Origin of the sequence: Propionispora sp. 2/2-37 (assembly GCF_001298735.1) — a bacterium.
Taxonomy (GTDB): Bacteria; Bacillota; Negativicutes; order Propionisporales; family Propionisporaceae; genus Propionispora.
In genome coordinates this window covers 177414-191951 of record NZ_CYSP01000002.1, presented here as the reverse complement: position 1 = coordinate 191951, position 14538 = coordinate 177414, and the positions used below count along the sequence as shown (strand labels likewise).

Annotated in this window: 13 protein-coding genes; all 13 read left to right on the top strand. The window is 44.4% G+C overall.

Going from position 1 to position 14538, the window contains the following annotated elements; genetic code table 11:
- Nucleotides 1-17: 17 nt before the first annotated feature.
- The 13 genes from P22_RS02740 to rfbB all read left to right on the top strand — a co-directional run bounded on the left by P22_RS02740 (nt 18) and on the right by rfbB (nt 14530).
- Complete coding sequence (locus P22_RS02740; RefSeq protein ID WP_054258676.1) at nt 18-1478, top strand: GumC family protein; 1461 nt, start codon at nt 18-20, stop codon at nt 1476-1478.
- A 20-nt stretch (nt 1479-1498) separates the two neighbouring features.
- A complete protein-coding gene (locus P22_RS02735; protein ID WP_054258675.1) occupies nt 1499-2170 on the top strand; it encodes a CpsD/CapB family tyrosine-protein kinase in 672 nt (223 codons plus the stop codon).
- A 16-nt stretch (nt 2171-2186) separates the two neighbouring features.
- Nucleotides 2187-3668 carry an undecaprenyl-phosphate galactose phosphotransferase WbaP gene (gene wbaP, locus P22_RS02730; protein WP_054258674.1) on the top strand — a complete coding sequence of 494 codons (1482 nt, stop codon included), beginning with the start codon at nt 2187-2189 and terminating at the stop codon, nt 3666-3668.
- A 6-nt stretch (nt 3669-3674) separates the two neighbouring features.
- Complete coding sequence (gene rfbX / locus P22_RS02725; protein WP_054258673.1) at nt 3675-4901, top strand: oligosaccharide flippase family protein; 1227 nt, start codon at nt 3675-3677, stop codon at nt 4899-4901.
- A 12-nt stretch (nt 4902-4913) separates the two neighbouring features.
- Nucleotides 4914-5546, top strand: a complete 633-nt coding sequence (locus P22_RS02720) for a CatB-related O-acetyltransferase (RefSeq protein ID WP_054258672.1) — start codon at nt 4914-4916, stop codon at nt 5544-5546.
- A gap of 44 nt (nt 5547-5590) precedes the next feature.
- The gene (locus P22_RS02715; protein WP_054258671.1) at nt 5591-6790 is read left to right on the top strand and encodes a Coenzyme F420 hydrogenase/dehydrogenase, beta subunit C-terminal domain; all 1200 of its coding nucleotides are present in this window, start codon (nt 5591-5593) and stop codon (nt 6788-6790) included.
- The gene (locus P22_RS02710; RefSeq protein WP_054258670.1) at nt 6787-8049 is read left to right on the top strand and encodes a polysaccharide pyruvyl transferase family protein; all 1263 of its coding nucleotides are present in this window, start codon (nt 6787-6789) and stop codon (nt 8047-8049) included. Before P22_RS02715 ends, P22_RS02710 begins: the two co-directional genes overlap by 4 nt.
- A 73-nt stretch (nt 8050-8122) precedes the next feature.
- Nucleotides 8123-9172 carry a glycosyltransferase family 2 protein gene (locus P22_RS02705; protein ID WP_054258669.1) on the top strand — a complete coding sequence of 350 codons (1050 nt, stop codon included), beginning with the start codon at nt 8123-8125 and terminating at the stop codon, nt 9170-9172.
- A gap of 109 nt (nt 9173-9281) precedes the next feature.
- The gene (locus tag P22_RS02700) at nt 9282-10682 is read left to right on the top strand and encodes an O-antigen ligase family protein (RefSeq protein WP_054258668.1); all 1401 of its coding nucleotides are present in this window, start codon (nt 9282-9284) and stop codon (nt 10680-10682) included.
- Nucleotides 10679-11869, top strand: coding sequence for a glycosyltransferase (locus P22_RS02695; RefSeq protein ID WP_054258667.1), 1191 nt, complete (start codon nt 10679-10681; stop codon nt 11867-11869). Before P22_RS02700 ends, P22_RS02695 begins: the two co-directional genes overlap by 4 nt.
- Nucleotides 11870-11888: 19 nt before the next feature.
- On the top strand, nt 11889-12875 hold the full coding sequence (locus tag P22_RS02690; RefSeq protein ID WP_054258666.1) for a glycosyltransferase family 2 protein: 987 nt from the start codon (nt 11889-11891) through the stop codon (nt 12873-12875).
- Nucleotides 12876-12878: 3 nt separating this feature from the next.
- Entirely contained in the window at nt 12879-13376 is a 498-nt protein-coding gene (locus tag P22_RS02685; RefSeq protein ID WP_054258665.1) for a VanZ family protein, read from the top strand.
- A 95-nt stretch (nt 13377-13471) separates the two neighbouring features.
- Entirely contained in the window at nt 13472-14530 is a 1059-nt protein-coding gene (rfbB, locus tag P22_RS02680; RefSeq protein ID WP_054258664.1) for a dTDP-glucose 4,6-dehydratase, read from the top strand.
- The last annotated feature ends 8 nt before the right edge of the window (nt 14531-14538 follow it).

The window sequence follows — 14538 nt, the reverse complement described above, 5'->3', positions numbered from 1 at the left end:
TAGTGGAGGACTTCGCTGTGGATGAAGCAACGATTGATTTACGCAACATAATCAAAGTACTAAAAAAACGCCGCCGCTTGATACTAAGTATCTTCGCCGGGTTTAGCCTGGTGGCATTGATAATAAGTTTTCTTTTGCCGCCAACCTATGAAGCGGAAACGACACTGCGAATTAAACAGTCCAAGGGTTTATCCGACTCGCTCCTTAGTGATCTTGCGGTAATCAACCCCATGAACACAAAACAACTGATGTCTACCTATGCGGAAATCATCAAGAGCCGTACCGTGATTCAGGAAGTCATTGATAAAACCCAGTCGGAAAAACAAGAAATTCCTGAGTATAAAGACTTTATAAAAACCATTACGACAAAACCTGTAAAAGATACGGAAATTTTGGATGTCAGTGTCCAGGCAAGCACTCCGGAAGAAGCGCAAAATGTGGCCAATGTGTTGGTTGATACCTTTTTAAAGCGACTCACAACCCTTGTTCGTTCCGAGCAGGGGGCAGTACGTCAGTTCATCGGCGAGCGCCTCGCCGATTCCAAGCAGGAGCTGGAAACGGCCGAAGCTGCGCTGGAACAATATAAGCGGGAGCAAATGATTGTAGATGCCGATGCGGAGAGCAAGGCGCTGGTGGATAGAATGGCCACGATAGACAAGCTGTCGGCGGATAATAAGGTGGCCCTGGCAGCAGCCGAAGCCAAATTGGCCAGTGCCAACCAACAGCTAGGGGAGGAGAAGGACGGCTTTATCGCTGACAATGCCGTCATTCAGCAATATAAAAGCAAGCTGGCCGATCTGGAAATCCAGCGGGTCGGCCTGATGCAAAACTACACCGATCAGCATCCGAAGCTACAGGAGGTCAATGCGGCCATTGCCGAGGCGCACAGCCGGCTCAATGCTGAAATAGCCCGGGTAGTGAGTGCGGATGCGCCTTCCGTGAATCCGGTTCATCAGGGACTGCTGCAGACTAAGCTGGAGGCTGAAGCGGAAACCTCCGTATACTCTGCCCAAAGAAATGCCATTGATGCGATATTGGGAGACAATGAAAAACAGCTGGCGGACATACCGGCCAAACAGCACGGTTTGGTCAAGGCAATGCGGGACGCGAATGTAGCCCAGGAGATCTATATCATGCTTGCCAAACGCCATGAAGAGGCCCGCATCAGCGAAGTCATGGAACCAACCGATGTACAGATTGTGGATGCTGCCATTATGCCGGAAAAACCGGTTAAACCCAGAAAAATGCTGAATACCCTGGTTGGAGCAGTCCTGGGGCTGTTTCTTGGTACGGGTCTGGCCTTTGTACTGGAGCATATGAATAAAACCATCCGGACGGCGGAAGATGTACAGCAGTACCTGGATTTGCCGATACTGGGAAGTATCCCGGATTTTGCTGAGAAGCAGGAACGGAAAAAGCAGGGCTTGTTCATGCGGATTAACAACCGTTTCAGCCGCAACAAGCAGCACCATACCTAAGAGAAAGGTTGTACTCATAGATGGAACAAAAACTTGTCGTACATGAGGATGCGAAGTCGCCTATTGCCGAAGCGTACCGTACCCTCAGGACCAATATGCAATTTGCCAAACTGGATGGAGAACTGAAGGTGATCATGTTCACCAGTGCCGGTCCGGATGAGGGAAAGTCGACAACGGCGGCCAATACGGCTGTTGCGCTGGCGCAGTCGGGCAAAAGCGTACTCATTGTTGACTGCGACTTGCGAAAACCGGTGCAATACCGGATATTTGCCAAGAAAAATCGCGGTGTGACAGATATTTTAATTGAGGAGAATATTACGGCTGCCCAGCTTATCGTAGATACGACAATCCCTAACCTGAGGGTGCTGCCGAGTGGCCCGATTCCACCAAACCCTTCGGAGTTACTAGGCTCACAGAGCATGACGAAGCTGTTGGAAGAGCTTAAACAAACAGCCGATGTGATCATTATTGATGCTCCGCCGGCAATTGCCGTAACCGATGCCTGTGTACTGGCCTCCAAAGTAGATGGCGTTATCCTGGTACTGGGCGCGGGGCTGGTGCGTCCGGACATGGCGCGGAAGGCGAAAGAACTTCTGATAAAAGCACAGGGGGAGATCCTGGGGGTGATTATGAACCGGGTGGAAGTCGAGGCGGAACATGCGTATTATTACTACTACTATGGTAATGAGTGATTAAGGGGGGGTTGGCATGTCATTAGAGGTAAGTGAAACAGCGCTCAAGGGTATCAGCCGGAGCGATTTTTTCGGCACCCGTATTGGTAAATGGTTTTCCACGGTCATTCTGTTTAGCTTAGACTATGTTGCCATTGTTGCTGCATTGCTTACTGTTTTTTTCCTTTGGGATACTGTGGTCAGATGGTTTATGCCGGCAGCGCCGCTTGTTTTGCCTGAACAGCTGGTCTATATCGTTGTCCCGTTCATCTATTTATTATTGTTGATATACAGCGGAATGTACCACAAAAGACTTCCGGTGGATCAATGCGCCGAAGCCATTTTTAAAATCGTGATATTTTCCACCATGGTCATTGCCGGTATTTTGTTTTTCACCAAAAAGGAGATTCCAATATCCCATGCTTTTATCCTGTTTAATGGAGTGTTTGCCTTTGTCTACCTGGTACTCCTCCGTTACTTTGCGAAGCGGTTCCTGATCCGGCTGGGACTATGGCAGAAGCCGGTAGTTTTGGTCGGTGCGGGAAAGACGGCAGAAATATTGGCGGAAAATTTTGCGCAAGAGCCGCAGTTGGGTTACCAAATTGTCGGGTTGATTGAAGACCATGGCAGAGAACGTCCTTTGGTAAATAAGTATCCCAATATTGGTAAGTTTATCCATGCCGAACAGGCTATTCAAAGGAGCGGTGTGCAGGACGTATTTATTGCGGCACCGGGTCTTGACCGGCAGACCATGTTGAACCTTATATACCGGATTCAACCCTATGTGCGTAACCTGACTGTTGTCCCGGATTTGTTTGGCATTCCCCTGAGCAATATGGAAGTGGAAACACTCTATAAAGATAAAACCGTCATGTTAAAAATCCAAAACAACTTGGCAAAACTGCGTAATCGTCTTTTAAAACGCCTGTTTGATATGGCGCTGGGCAGTATGATTTTTGTCCTGATTTTGCCGGTTTTATTCCTCTTAGCCATATTGATAAGAGCGGAATCGGCCGGCCCGGTTTTATATATTGCCAAGCGTTTAGGCAAGGGAGGGAAAGAATTTCTCTGCTTCAAGTTCCGGACTATGCATCCCAATGCCGACAGTATGCTGGCGGCGTATTTTGCGAAATATCCGGATGCCAAAGAAGAGTGGGACAAATACGCCAAGCTAAAAGGCTACGATCCCCGGGTGACCAAAACGGGCAGATGGCTTCGTAAATACAGCCTGGATGAACTGCCGCAGGTTCTAAACGTATTAATCGGCAATATGAGCTTGGTAGGACCACGGCCTTACCTGCCCCGTGAGAAGGAACGGATGGGTTATATGGCACCTACCATTCTGGAAACCGTGCCGGGAATTACCGGTCTTTGGCAGGTAAGCGGGCGTAATGAAATTGATTTTGAAGGAAGACTGCAGATGGATTCCTGGTATGTGCGCAATTGGTCGTTGTGGCAGGATATCGTGTTATTAATCAAGACGATTGGGGTTGTAGCAGGGAAAAAAGGGGCCTATTAAATCAACATGAAAAACAGGGATGAGCAAAAAGTATATAAGAACGTAAGCTATCTTTCCATTTTGCAAATGTTTAACTATCTGCTGCCTTTGCTGACCATGCCGTATTTAGTACGCGTCTTAAATGCCGAAATGTTTGGCCTGGTAGCATTTTCACAGGCGTTTATTCAATATTTCATCATAATCGTGGATTTTGGCTTTAATTTGTCCGCTACCAAAGATGTTTCCATATACCGCAGCAATAAGGAAAAGCTGTCGGAAATCGTCAGTAGTGTATTAATTATCAAAATGAGCTTACTGTTGGTTTTTTTCGTAGTTTTGTGTGGCATGGTTTTTTCGATAGATAAATTCCGAAGTTATTACTTAATACACTTATATACCTACGGAATGGTAGTAGGCAATGCTCTATTTCCGGTGTGGTTTTTTCAGGGCCAGGAAAGAATGCAATATATTACCATTCTGAACGTCGTAGCCAAAACTATTTTTACATTACTGATTTTTTTGGTTGTAAGAGTGGAAACCGATTATTTGCTTGTTCCTCTGTTTAATTCGCTGGGGCAGTTCATTATTGGTTCGGTCAGTTTATACATTATCTTTACGAAATTTGATATTGTGTTTTTTATTCCGAAAGTTACTGTGTTGAAAGGGTATCTGGTAGACAGTTTCCACCTGTTTTTGTCAAGAGCGTGCCTTTCGCTGTATACGGTAGCCAATACCGTGCTTTTAGGTTTTGTGACGACGAATGAGGTCACGGGATACTATGCCGTAGCAGAAAAACTGGTTCGCGCGATGGAAGGCTTGGTGCAGCCTTTAACGGATGCCGTCTATCCGTATATGGCACGTACCCGCAACAAAGCCTTTATAAAAAAAATGATAAAAAGGGCGACTGCCATTACCGTTCTTATGGTAGCTGTCGTGTTTATCGTAAGCGATTCCCTATTCGGGCTTGTTTTTGGACATGCGTTTCTGCATAGCTCTTATCTTTTTAAGCTGTTTTTATTGGAAGTTCTGGTTACTATTCCGTCAGCCCTATTGGGTCTTCCCCTGTTAGTGGCTTTCGGACATTATAAGTGGTTTAACGGCAGCAATATAATAGGTTTTATTTTCTATCTGATAAGCCTGGCAATGATTTACCGGGAGTTCAATGTAGTTAGTTTGATCATAGTCACCGTTTTGTCACAAGTTATAGTTTTGTGCCATAGAAGCTATGGCGTGTACAAATTTAAACTATGGTAGAAGGTGCGGCAAATGATAAAGAAGTTGATGATAAAACTTGCTTTTCTCCTATACGGCATAAGCGCTATCCCTATGGTAAGAAACGTTTGTCGTCTTGTTATTGTAAGGCTGGATGGTGGCTGGTATTGGTCTAAGGCCATTCGCAGGCTTTATAAGACATATCATGGGATAACGGTTGGCTATGGTACCTACGGGGGAGCCTTTGATTTGGAAAAAATCCCGCCGGGCACAGCGTTTGGCCGCTACTGTTCGATTGCAAAAAATGTTTGGGTTTTTAATGGAAACCATCCTAAAGAATATTTTTCAACCCATCCGCTGTTTTACAACCCGGCGCTGGGATATGTGAAAGCCGACAGGATTAAGCGTAACAGTTTATCAGTAGGGCATGATGTCTGGATTGGTGCAAACACCATCATCTTACCGGCAGTAAATCAAATTGGCAATGGGGCCATTGTCGGCGCCGGGTCTGTAGTTACCAAGAATGTTGCGCCTTATCATATTGTAGCCGGAAATCCTGCCAGAGTGATTGGTGTAAGGTTTGCGGATGAAAAGCTGAATAAACTGGAACTACAGCGGTGGTGGCAATACGATCGAAGCAAATTGATTGCAGAAAAACAAAATCTGGAAGAAATATTACAGAACTAACGTCAACTGCGGAATTTACGTGAAAATGAGGGAAGGGGAAAAGTTTGCACAATATACATTCCATTGTCGATGATTTATTATGCTGCGGCTGTGGTGCGTGCGCGGTCATTTGTCCCCGGCAGTGTATCCGGATTGATTTTCAAGCAGAATACAACAAACCGGCCATTGACGGCAGTCGTTGTGTACATTGTAAAAAATGCTTAGAGGTATGTTCCGGGTATCGTTATTATCAGGATATTCATCAGGCCGGAGCCGGCGGGAATGAGCAAATGGCCGCCGGAGCGCTAAGCTGCTATGTAGGTAAGGCGGCAGACAAGACAATACAAAGACAAGCTGCATCCGGCGGTTTTATTACAGCTCTGGCGTTAGAGCTATTGGAAACGGAAAAAATTCAAGGCGTTGTTTGTGTACGTCAGAACGTACAGCAGCCATTGCTAAGCGAATGCTTCATTGCGCGAACGCAAGAGGAATTAAATAAAGCGATGGGGTCGCGTTATTCACCGGTTTCCGGATCATTAATCATGAAAGAGCTGCTGACTTTGCCGGGACAATATATGATTGTCGGAAAACCCTGCGATCTGGATGGAATCGTTCGGTTAGAACAAAAAATTCCGGTCTTGAAAGAAAAAATATATATCAAAATTGGAATTCTTTGTCACCATACACCCTCAAGAACTGCCTTATATGATCTATTGCAGCGAAATGCAATACCGGCGTCGGAGGTTGCTTCCCTGCGCTATCGCGGTGACGGCTGGCCGGGAAAGTTTTCTGTCAAGTTAAAAAACGGGCAAGCTTTTACTCTGCCCTATCGTGAAGCCTGGGATAAGTACTTTTCCAATATAAAGTATGTTCCCACCCGCTGTTTATTGTGTGGGGATATTTGGGCCGGGCAGGCTGATATTACGGTTGGCGATCCCTGGGGAGAAGAATTTAAGTCGGAAACAGATGGTTATTCCCTGATCATCATAAAAAACCGTAAGGCTGAAGCCATCTATCGCTCTTTGTGCATTAGCGGCAAAATCCGGGGGAGGGCAATCGATAAAAACGGTTTGCTGGCGTATCAACAGAATTTGTCGAAAAAAGTGCAAGCAAAGAAGCTGTGGACAGCAGCCTATCTGATCTGTAAAAACAAGCTAAACCGAACCTTGAGGGAGATACTGCTGAGTGGAGAAATACCCCTGCAGAAAAAACTAAGTGTATTAAAAAAAGTATTCATATTAATGGAAAAGAGGAGGAGCATGTGAAAATATTGCTGATGGGTGGGTCGTTGCGTTCCGGCAACCTGGGTGTTAATGCTTTGACCAGAGGAACTATTGAATTGTTGGCATCACAGTTTAAAGAGCTTGATATAACGGTCCTGAAAGTATCCAACATGAAAAGCGAAACGGTTTATATCGAGACTGAAGGCAACCGCATAGCCGTCAAAGATGAGGTGATTCGCGGGAAGAACCTGTTGCTATTGACGCTTTTGGTGTTTATTAACAAATACTTTTTGGGATCGCTGGGGATGCGTTTTCTAAGGCACAATCAAATCATCAACGTAATGAAGCAGGCGGATTACGTACTAGATTTGAGCGAGGGGGATAGTTTTAGCGACATTTATGGGATAAAACGCTTTTTGATTCATTCTGTGAATAAATACCTTGTTTTGCTGTTGAAAAAACCGTTAGTCATTTTACCCCAAACTATCGGGCCGTTTAAGCGGGGGTATATAAAGAGAATCGCAGCCTATCTTTTGTCCAGATCAAAGCATGCGTATGTCAGAGATGAAGTAAGCTTTAGGGTTAGTTGTGATGTTCTGGGGATCGATCACAATCAAGTAACGTTGGTGCCCGACATGGCTTTTTTCATGAAACCGCACCTTACGACAGATTTTAATAAGCAATTAAATAAAATAAAAGCGTCAAAGGAGTTATTGGTTGGTTTTAACGTTAGCGGGCTGCTCTGGAATGGCGGTTACACAAAAAATAATATGTTTGGCCTTAATTTAGATTACAAGACACTGGTTAGGAATGCGGTAGCTATGATTTTAAATGAAAACCGCAATGCTGCAGTACTATTTATACCTCATGTCATTACCTCCGGGAAAGAATGGGTTGAGGACGATTTAACGGTTTGCCGGCAGCTGCAAAAGGAGCTGAAAAAAAAATATCCAGGCAAAGTATATTGCCTGGAAAAAGCCTATAAAGAAAATGAAATAAAAGCCATTATCGGACAATGTGATTTTTTTATTGGATCACGGATGCATTCCTGTATTGGTGCCATTGCGATGCGGATTCCAACCGTGCCCATTGCGTATAGCAGAAAGTTTATTGGCGTCTGGAAAATGTTTTCTCTGGATGGCTGGGTGGCCGACCCGCGCAAGCAAAGTAGCGAAGAAATTTTACAGGTGATTCGCAGCGGAATACAGACACGCCAGAAAATTAAGGAGCAAACGGAAGAGAATATGTTTAACGTCACCTATAAAATCAGGACAATTGCTGAGAGCTTAGCGGTTGATTAGCTGCCGTACTATTCAGGTGGTTTCTGTACCAGGCTTAAAGTCTATCCAGGAAAAGTGTTGGGAGAATCAATGAATGGTCAATAAAAAGGTATATATAGTGATTTTAAATTGGAATGGCTGGAAAGATACCATCGAGTGTTTGGAAAGCGTTTTCCGCAGTGATTATCCCAACTATACCGTTGTGGTATGCGATAACGCTTCGGGAGACCATTCCCTGGACCATATAAAGCGGTGGGCAGACGGTAAGGAATTTGCCCATGTAAGCAGTCATTCCAGGATCGCCCGCAATACATATCCTTATAAACCCAAACCGATTCCTTATGTTGAATATGATAGATGCACTGCGGAAGCCGGAGGGAATGGGGAAATGGATTCCCCGCTTGTTTTAATTCGAACAGGCGGCAATCTGGGGTTTGCGGGGGGAAATAATGTAGGGATCAGATATGCCTTGGCCAGAGGGGATTTTGCGTATATCTGGTTTTTAAATAATGACACTGTCGTTGAAGGGGATGCGTTAACTAATTTGGTCGGGCAAATGACAGCGAAAAAGACAGCCGGAATAGGTGGGTCGACCATATTATATTACCATTGTCCTGACAAAATACAAGCGTTGGGGGGAGCTACCTACAACAAGAGTTTTGGCACCTCAAAACACATTGGGACATTCCTGGAGTATAAGAATGAAAACCTGAATCAGCAACAGGTAGAAGAGACGATGGATTATGTAATGGGGGCGTCAATGATTGTCTCCAGAGCCTTTATTGATACTGTGGGCTTAATGAGTGAGGCTTACTTTCTCTATTATGAAGAAATCGATTGGGCTACAAGAGGCAAGGAGTGGTTTACATTAGCATTTTCGCCCCAAAGCATTGTGTACCATAAAGAAGGCGCCAGTATCGGGTCGGCCAGCGATCCTAAGGAGCAAAGCAGCATTGCCGACTATTATATCATTCGAAATCGTATCGTATTTACGCGGAAGTATTATCCCAGGAAGCTAGTGACGGTATATATCGGCATAGTCCTGGCTCTGCTTAACCGGATTAGAAGAAGGCAGTGGAATCGAATACCTATGATTATTAAGATCATGATGGACTGCCTGCGAAAAAGTCAGGCTATACCGTAAACCTTAGTGGTTTTTGAGGATAAAAGAATGGCTGAAATCAAGGAGGTGATTGCCTGTTAAGTACATGCTGCATGAGTAGAATCCTGTATACATGATGAGGTCAGGCTAAATGAAAATTAATTTTATAAAGTTCTTTTTAGGCTTATCCATTGTATTGCTTCCGTTTAACGGGTTGCCCTATTTCCAAAATATTTTTAATGAAATAGCTGGTGAAGGAGCGTTTTATCCGCTGATCATCCTTACGGGCATTTGGGCATTTACCATGGCGCTGAGGGGAAAGCTTACTATCCCGCGTAATGCCAGTACCTACTTTCTTCAAGCTTTTTTTATATGGATTTTGATTTCTTCCTTAATTAATTTCCCCGAACTTTTAACTGCGGAATTTAAAGGAAGGGTAGGAATTGAAAAAAATATCCTTCAAATCCTATTGTTTTTAACTGTTGCCAGTACTTCTCATGCAATTTATTACGCTATGAAATCACAGAATGTGCCACTAACCAGCATCAGACGATTTCATTTATATGCCTTTATCCTGGTATGCGTGTATTCCATTTTTGAATTATCCTATATATTCACGCATAACAGCGTTTCCGCAAATGTTCTCCTGGTGATTAATGAGTGGATACGCGATCCCAATATGCCGGGGCTATACGCCAAAGTTCGATCGGTTTCAGCAGAAGCATCGTGGTTTGCCAATTACTGCAGTATTTTGTTCCCCTGGCTGATGTCGTATCTTTTTACAACAAAACATAAATTCATCGCGTTTTTAAGTGTAGGGTACCTGGTTATGCTATTGATTTTCACCCTGTCACGTACGGCGTATTTGATAACCATCTTCGAATTCATTGTGTATACGGTGTTGGTATTACAATTCTACTCTTCAAAAAATGCGAAATTAATATCTGGTTTGTACGGTGTTTTTATTGTTCTGCTGGTAATCGCCCTGGGTTTGACTTCTAAACTCAATATGGATTTTGAAGGGCTTTCCGGTGTACTCATGTCCATCTATTCTTCGGATAATCTTTCCAATGTTGCCCGGTACGGCTCTCAGGTCGCGGCAATCCATATGGGGCTCAGCAATCCTGTGTTCGGAGTAGGTTTTGGCGGTTATGGCTTCTATTCGATTGATTACATGCCCGACTGGGCTTATCAAAGCTATGAAATCCAGGACTGGATGACCAACGCTACCGGCTCCAAGTGGCCTCCGGTACATGGTATTTATTCGCGGATCTTTGCTGAAACCGGGGGTATAGGGCTGGTGCTTTGGGCTCTGATCTGGATAACACTATTGCATTTATGCTACAGGAAGATCAAAGACAAATATTCTTCTGAGAAAGAAGTTGATGTACTGGGGATTTCCCTGCTGGTAAGTATAGTGGGGACGTTTTTAACGGGATTTAATATTGACTCATTCCGGTTTTTCGAATATTGGATAACGTTTGGCGTGGCTTGGTATTATGTCAGAACAGAGAAGAACAGTGCTTCTTGCAAAGGTGGTTTGGTACGATGAAAATCAATTTTATTTCACTGGTTAATCCCTATAGAAAAATTGTTACCGGAGGGAGCGAAGATATCCGCAGGCGTATAGCGGCAGTTGCCCGTGAATATGATGTGGACGTGCTGGCAGTTGATAATATCAGTGAGCAAACTCCACACAGAAAAGTTCCACCGAAGATAAATTTAACCATTTACCCGAGAAAAACTATATTAAATCCAGCGAAATGGCTGATGCCGATCCCGGTTTTTACGAGATATAACGCTTCGTTGATAAAAGAATTAAAGGAGCGGCTGGAAACTGATGAAAAACAAGTGAACGTTATCGAAGGTTTACAAAGTTGTTTACTGTGGCTGGGAATTCCCCACCGCGTACGGGCGCAGCATTATTCAATCCTAAGGCTTCATAATATCGAAAGCAACTATCATAAAGCGCTGGCAAATACCGTAATGGACTTCACCCGGTATATTCACCTTCTGACAAGCTGGCAATACAAGTGGTTTGAAGCAAAAGTTTTTCCTCTATTTGATGAGATCCATGTAATATCCCGTCAGGAGATCGAGGTTTTAACTGACCTGTATCCCCAAATTGCCAATAAACTTAGATGGGTTCCGCCCTTAGTAGATATAAAAGAACAGAAAGACGGCAGAAATAATATGGCAATTACCGATAAAGAGCTACCCATCAACCGGCAAAATTACAAAATAGGATATTTTGGAGATCTCAATATTGCGTTAAATGTAGAAGGCTTAAAATGGTTTTTAAACTCCGGCTGGCTTACTATTTGTAAGGCGGTGAAATATGCTGAACTCCATATAGCCGGGCATAACAGTGAGCTTTTTAAAGGGTATGAACACGTCTATACCCACGGTTTTGTTGAGGATCTAGATGAATTTATAAATGGCCTGGATGTATTGATCGTTCCCATACAAAATGGCGCAGGCGTAAAAATAAAAGTGATTGACTCCATTGCCTGGGGCAAACCCCTGGTAACCACCTCGGTGGGAATTGAAGGAACCGATGATCAGCTTCAGCGTCTGGTGTGGATTAATGATGAGATTAATGATTTTTCCAACAGCCTGCTTAGGATCCACGACAATTACCGGGAAGCATGGAAACAGGCACAGCGTGCCAAAGAGTGGATCAGTACATGTTATGATGCCGAAAGCTGCATAAATAAGTTTGCAGCTCTTACTCTATAAAGAAACTTGAGGATGGGATATGGGAAATAAACATAAATGTACTTTAATTGTCCCGACTTTAAACGCCGGTACTATGTGGAAACGATGGATAGAAGGAATAAAAATTCAGAAGAGAGCTATCGAGGATATTTTAGTATTGGATTCGGAATCCGATGATAATACGGTTTTCGATTCCAGAGAAGCGGGCTTACGCATAGTTGAAATTAAAAGACCGGATTTTAATCACGGTGCTACAAGACAATACGGTGTAACGTTGTGTCCGAATGCAGAGATTATTATATTTCTTACGCAAGATGCCATATTAGCTGATCAGGCTTCCCTGGAGGAATTGATCAGAGCTTTTGACGATCCTCAGGTTGGAGCTGCGTTCGGGCGCCAATTGCCGCATCGCGGCGCCGGCCCGTTAGGGGCGCATGCCCGGTTTTTTAACTATCCTGATAAAAGCAGCGTCAAATCGCGAGAAGATGCCAAACAACTGGGCATAAAAGCCGCGTTTATATCGAATTCTTTTGCTGCTTATCGTCGTACCGCCTTACTAAAAGTCGGAGGATTTCCGAGCAATACCATTTTAAGTGAAGATACGTATGTAGCAGCCAAAATGCTGTTAGCAGGCTGGAAAATTGCCTATTGTGCCGATGCCAGGGTGTATCATTCGCATGATTATACCTACCTTCAAGAGTTCAAACGGTATTTTGATATTGGTGTCTTTCACGCGAAAGAGGCGTGGATAAGAGAACAATTTGGTCAGGCAGAAGGCGAAGGAGCAAGGTTCGTACTATCCGAGCTGAAATATTTATTCCATACCGGAAATTGGTATTTACTGCCTTCGGCTTTTATTCGAACCGCTTTGAAGTATCTGGGCTATAGGTTAGGAATGCAGGAACAAACATTACCTGTATTCCTGAAGCTGCGATTGAGCATGCACCGTCGTTATTGGCAACAGAATTCCTGCATTTTGAAAGGGGAAAATCGCCTGAAAACGCCAGGAAATAATATGGGTGGATAGTAAATGAGGGATTTATTACGATGGCTGCCGGCACTTGCCGTAATGCTGGCAATTTATATTTTTTCCGGCATTCCCGGTTTGCATCCCATTAGCAATAGTTGGTTGCCGAGGAACATTCAAGTATGGATACAACAATATAGCCTGCAAATAGGGGAAGGTGGTTTTTTTTCCTATGCTATGAGCCTGGACCCTAACTTTATCTTACATAAGGCCGGGCATATTTTGTTTTTTGGAATGCTGGGCATTGCCACATTTATAGCAACGAGATATTCCTTTCCCTGGGGAGCCGGGCTGGCTATCAGCTATGCGGTATTGGATGAATTTCACCAGTCTTTTACCGCAGGGCGTACCAGCCGGTTGGGGGATATTCTTCTCGATTCCGCAGCCATTCTTATGTTCATCTGGTTATTCAACCGGAGACTGCAGAAAGAAGCTAACGACGGCAGCCTCGGCTTGAAGCAAAAAAAGTGCTGTAATAAATCATGTCGTAAAAGGAAGTGATACGTAAAATCTAGATAATATTTTACCTGAACTTAAAAAATTTGTCAAAAATTCTACAATAAAATATGTCCCTAAGAAATTTGCGGGAGGTCATCATGCGAACTTTACTTGTTACCGGTGGTGCCGGGTTTATCGGCAGTAACTTTATTCAATTGTCTTTAAAAAATCATGCGGTCCGGATCGTGAATCTGGACAAGCTTACCTATGCGGGAAATCTGGATTCGCTGCGGGAGGCAGAGACGGAGGAGCGGTACACTTTTGTGCAGGGCGACATCTGTGACCAGCCATTGATCGAGCAGCTATTTTCCGAGTACCGGCCGGATGCTATTGTCCACTTTGCGGCCGAGTCACATGTGGACCGTTCGATAGAAGGGCCGGCGGCGTTTATTGAAACCAATATCAATGGGACCTTCGCTCTTTTGGAGGCAGCCAGAAAATACTGGCGCAGTCTGGAGGGGGAAAGGAAAGACGCTTTCCGGTTTTTGCATGTATCCACGGATGAGGTGTATGGCACGCTGGGAGAAACGGGGTATTTTACGGAAACCACTCCTTATGCGCCGAATTCGCCGTATTCGGCATCAAAAGCTTCCGCTGATCATTTAGTCCGGGCTTATTTTCATACCTACGGCCTGCCAATATTAATAACCAATTGTTCTAACAATTACGGACCATACCAGTTCCCGGAAAAGTTAATCCCTCTTATGATCTTAAATGCGCTGGAGGAAAAGCCTCTTCCCATATACGGTAATGGGCTTAATGTGCGGGACTGGCTGTATGTGGAGGATCATTGCCGGGCAATTCTGAGAGTGCTGGAAGAAGGGTCAGCCGGTAAAAAGTACAATATTGGCGGTCACAATGAAAAAACAAATCTGGGCATTGTACATGCTTTGTGTGAGATTCTGGATGAAAAACGGCCCCGTCAGGATGGAAAATCCTATCGGGAACAAATTACGTATGTAAAAGACCGGCCAGGTCATGATCAGCGTTATGCGATCGATGCTTCCAAGATAAAACGCGAACTGGGCTGGGTACCTGCTGAAACCTTCGAGACCGGTATCGTAAAAACGGTGGAGTGGTATTTAGCGAATATGGAGTGGTGCCAACGGGTAACAGACGGCAGCTACCGGCGTGAGCGTTTAGGCTTGGAAAATTAGGAGGGGAA

Bases quoted from the DNA above. Each gene is read 5' to 3' on its own strand.
- P22_RS02735 (WP_054258675.1), top strand. From the start codon at position 1,499: ATGGAACAAAAACTTGTCGTACATGAGGATGCGAAGTCGCCTATTGCC.
- wbaP (WP_054258674.1), top strand. From the start codon at position 2,187: ATGTCATTAGAGGTAAGTGAAACAGCGCTCAAGGGTATCAGCCGGAGC.
- rfbX (WP_054258673.1), top strand. From the start codon at position 3,675: ATGAAAAACAGGGATGAGCAAAAAGTATATAAGAACGTAAGCTATCTT.
- P22_RS02720 (WP_054258672.1), top strand. From the start codon at position 4,914: ATGATAAAGAAGTTGATGATAAAACTTGCTTTTCTCCTATACGGCATA.
- P22_RS02705 (WP_054258669.1), top strand. From the start codon at position 8,123: ATGGTCAATAAAAAGGTATATATAGTGATTTTAAATTGGAATGGCTGG.
- P22_RS02700 (WP_054258668.1), top strand. From the start codon at position 9,282: ATGAAAATTAATTTTATAAAGTTCTTTTTAGGCTTATCCATTGTATTG.
- P22_RS02695 (WP_054258667.1), top strand. From the start codon at position 10,679: ATGAAAATCAATTTTATTTCACTGGTTAATCCCTATAGAAAAATTGTT.
- P22_RS02690 (WP_054258666.1), top strand. From the start codon at position 11,889: ATGGGAAATAAACATAAATGTACTTTAATTGTCCCGACTTTAAACGCC.
- P22_RS02685 (WP_054258665.1), top strand. From the start codon at position 12,879: ATGAGGGATTTATTACGATGGCTGCCGGCACTTGCCGTAATGCTGGCA.
- rfbB (WP_054258664.1), top strand. From the start codon at position 13,472: ATGCGAACTTTACTTGTTACCGGTGGTGCCGGGTTTATCGGCAGTAAC.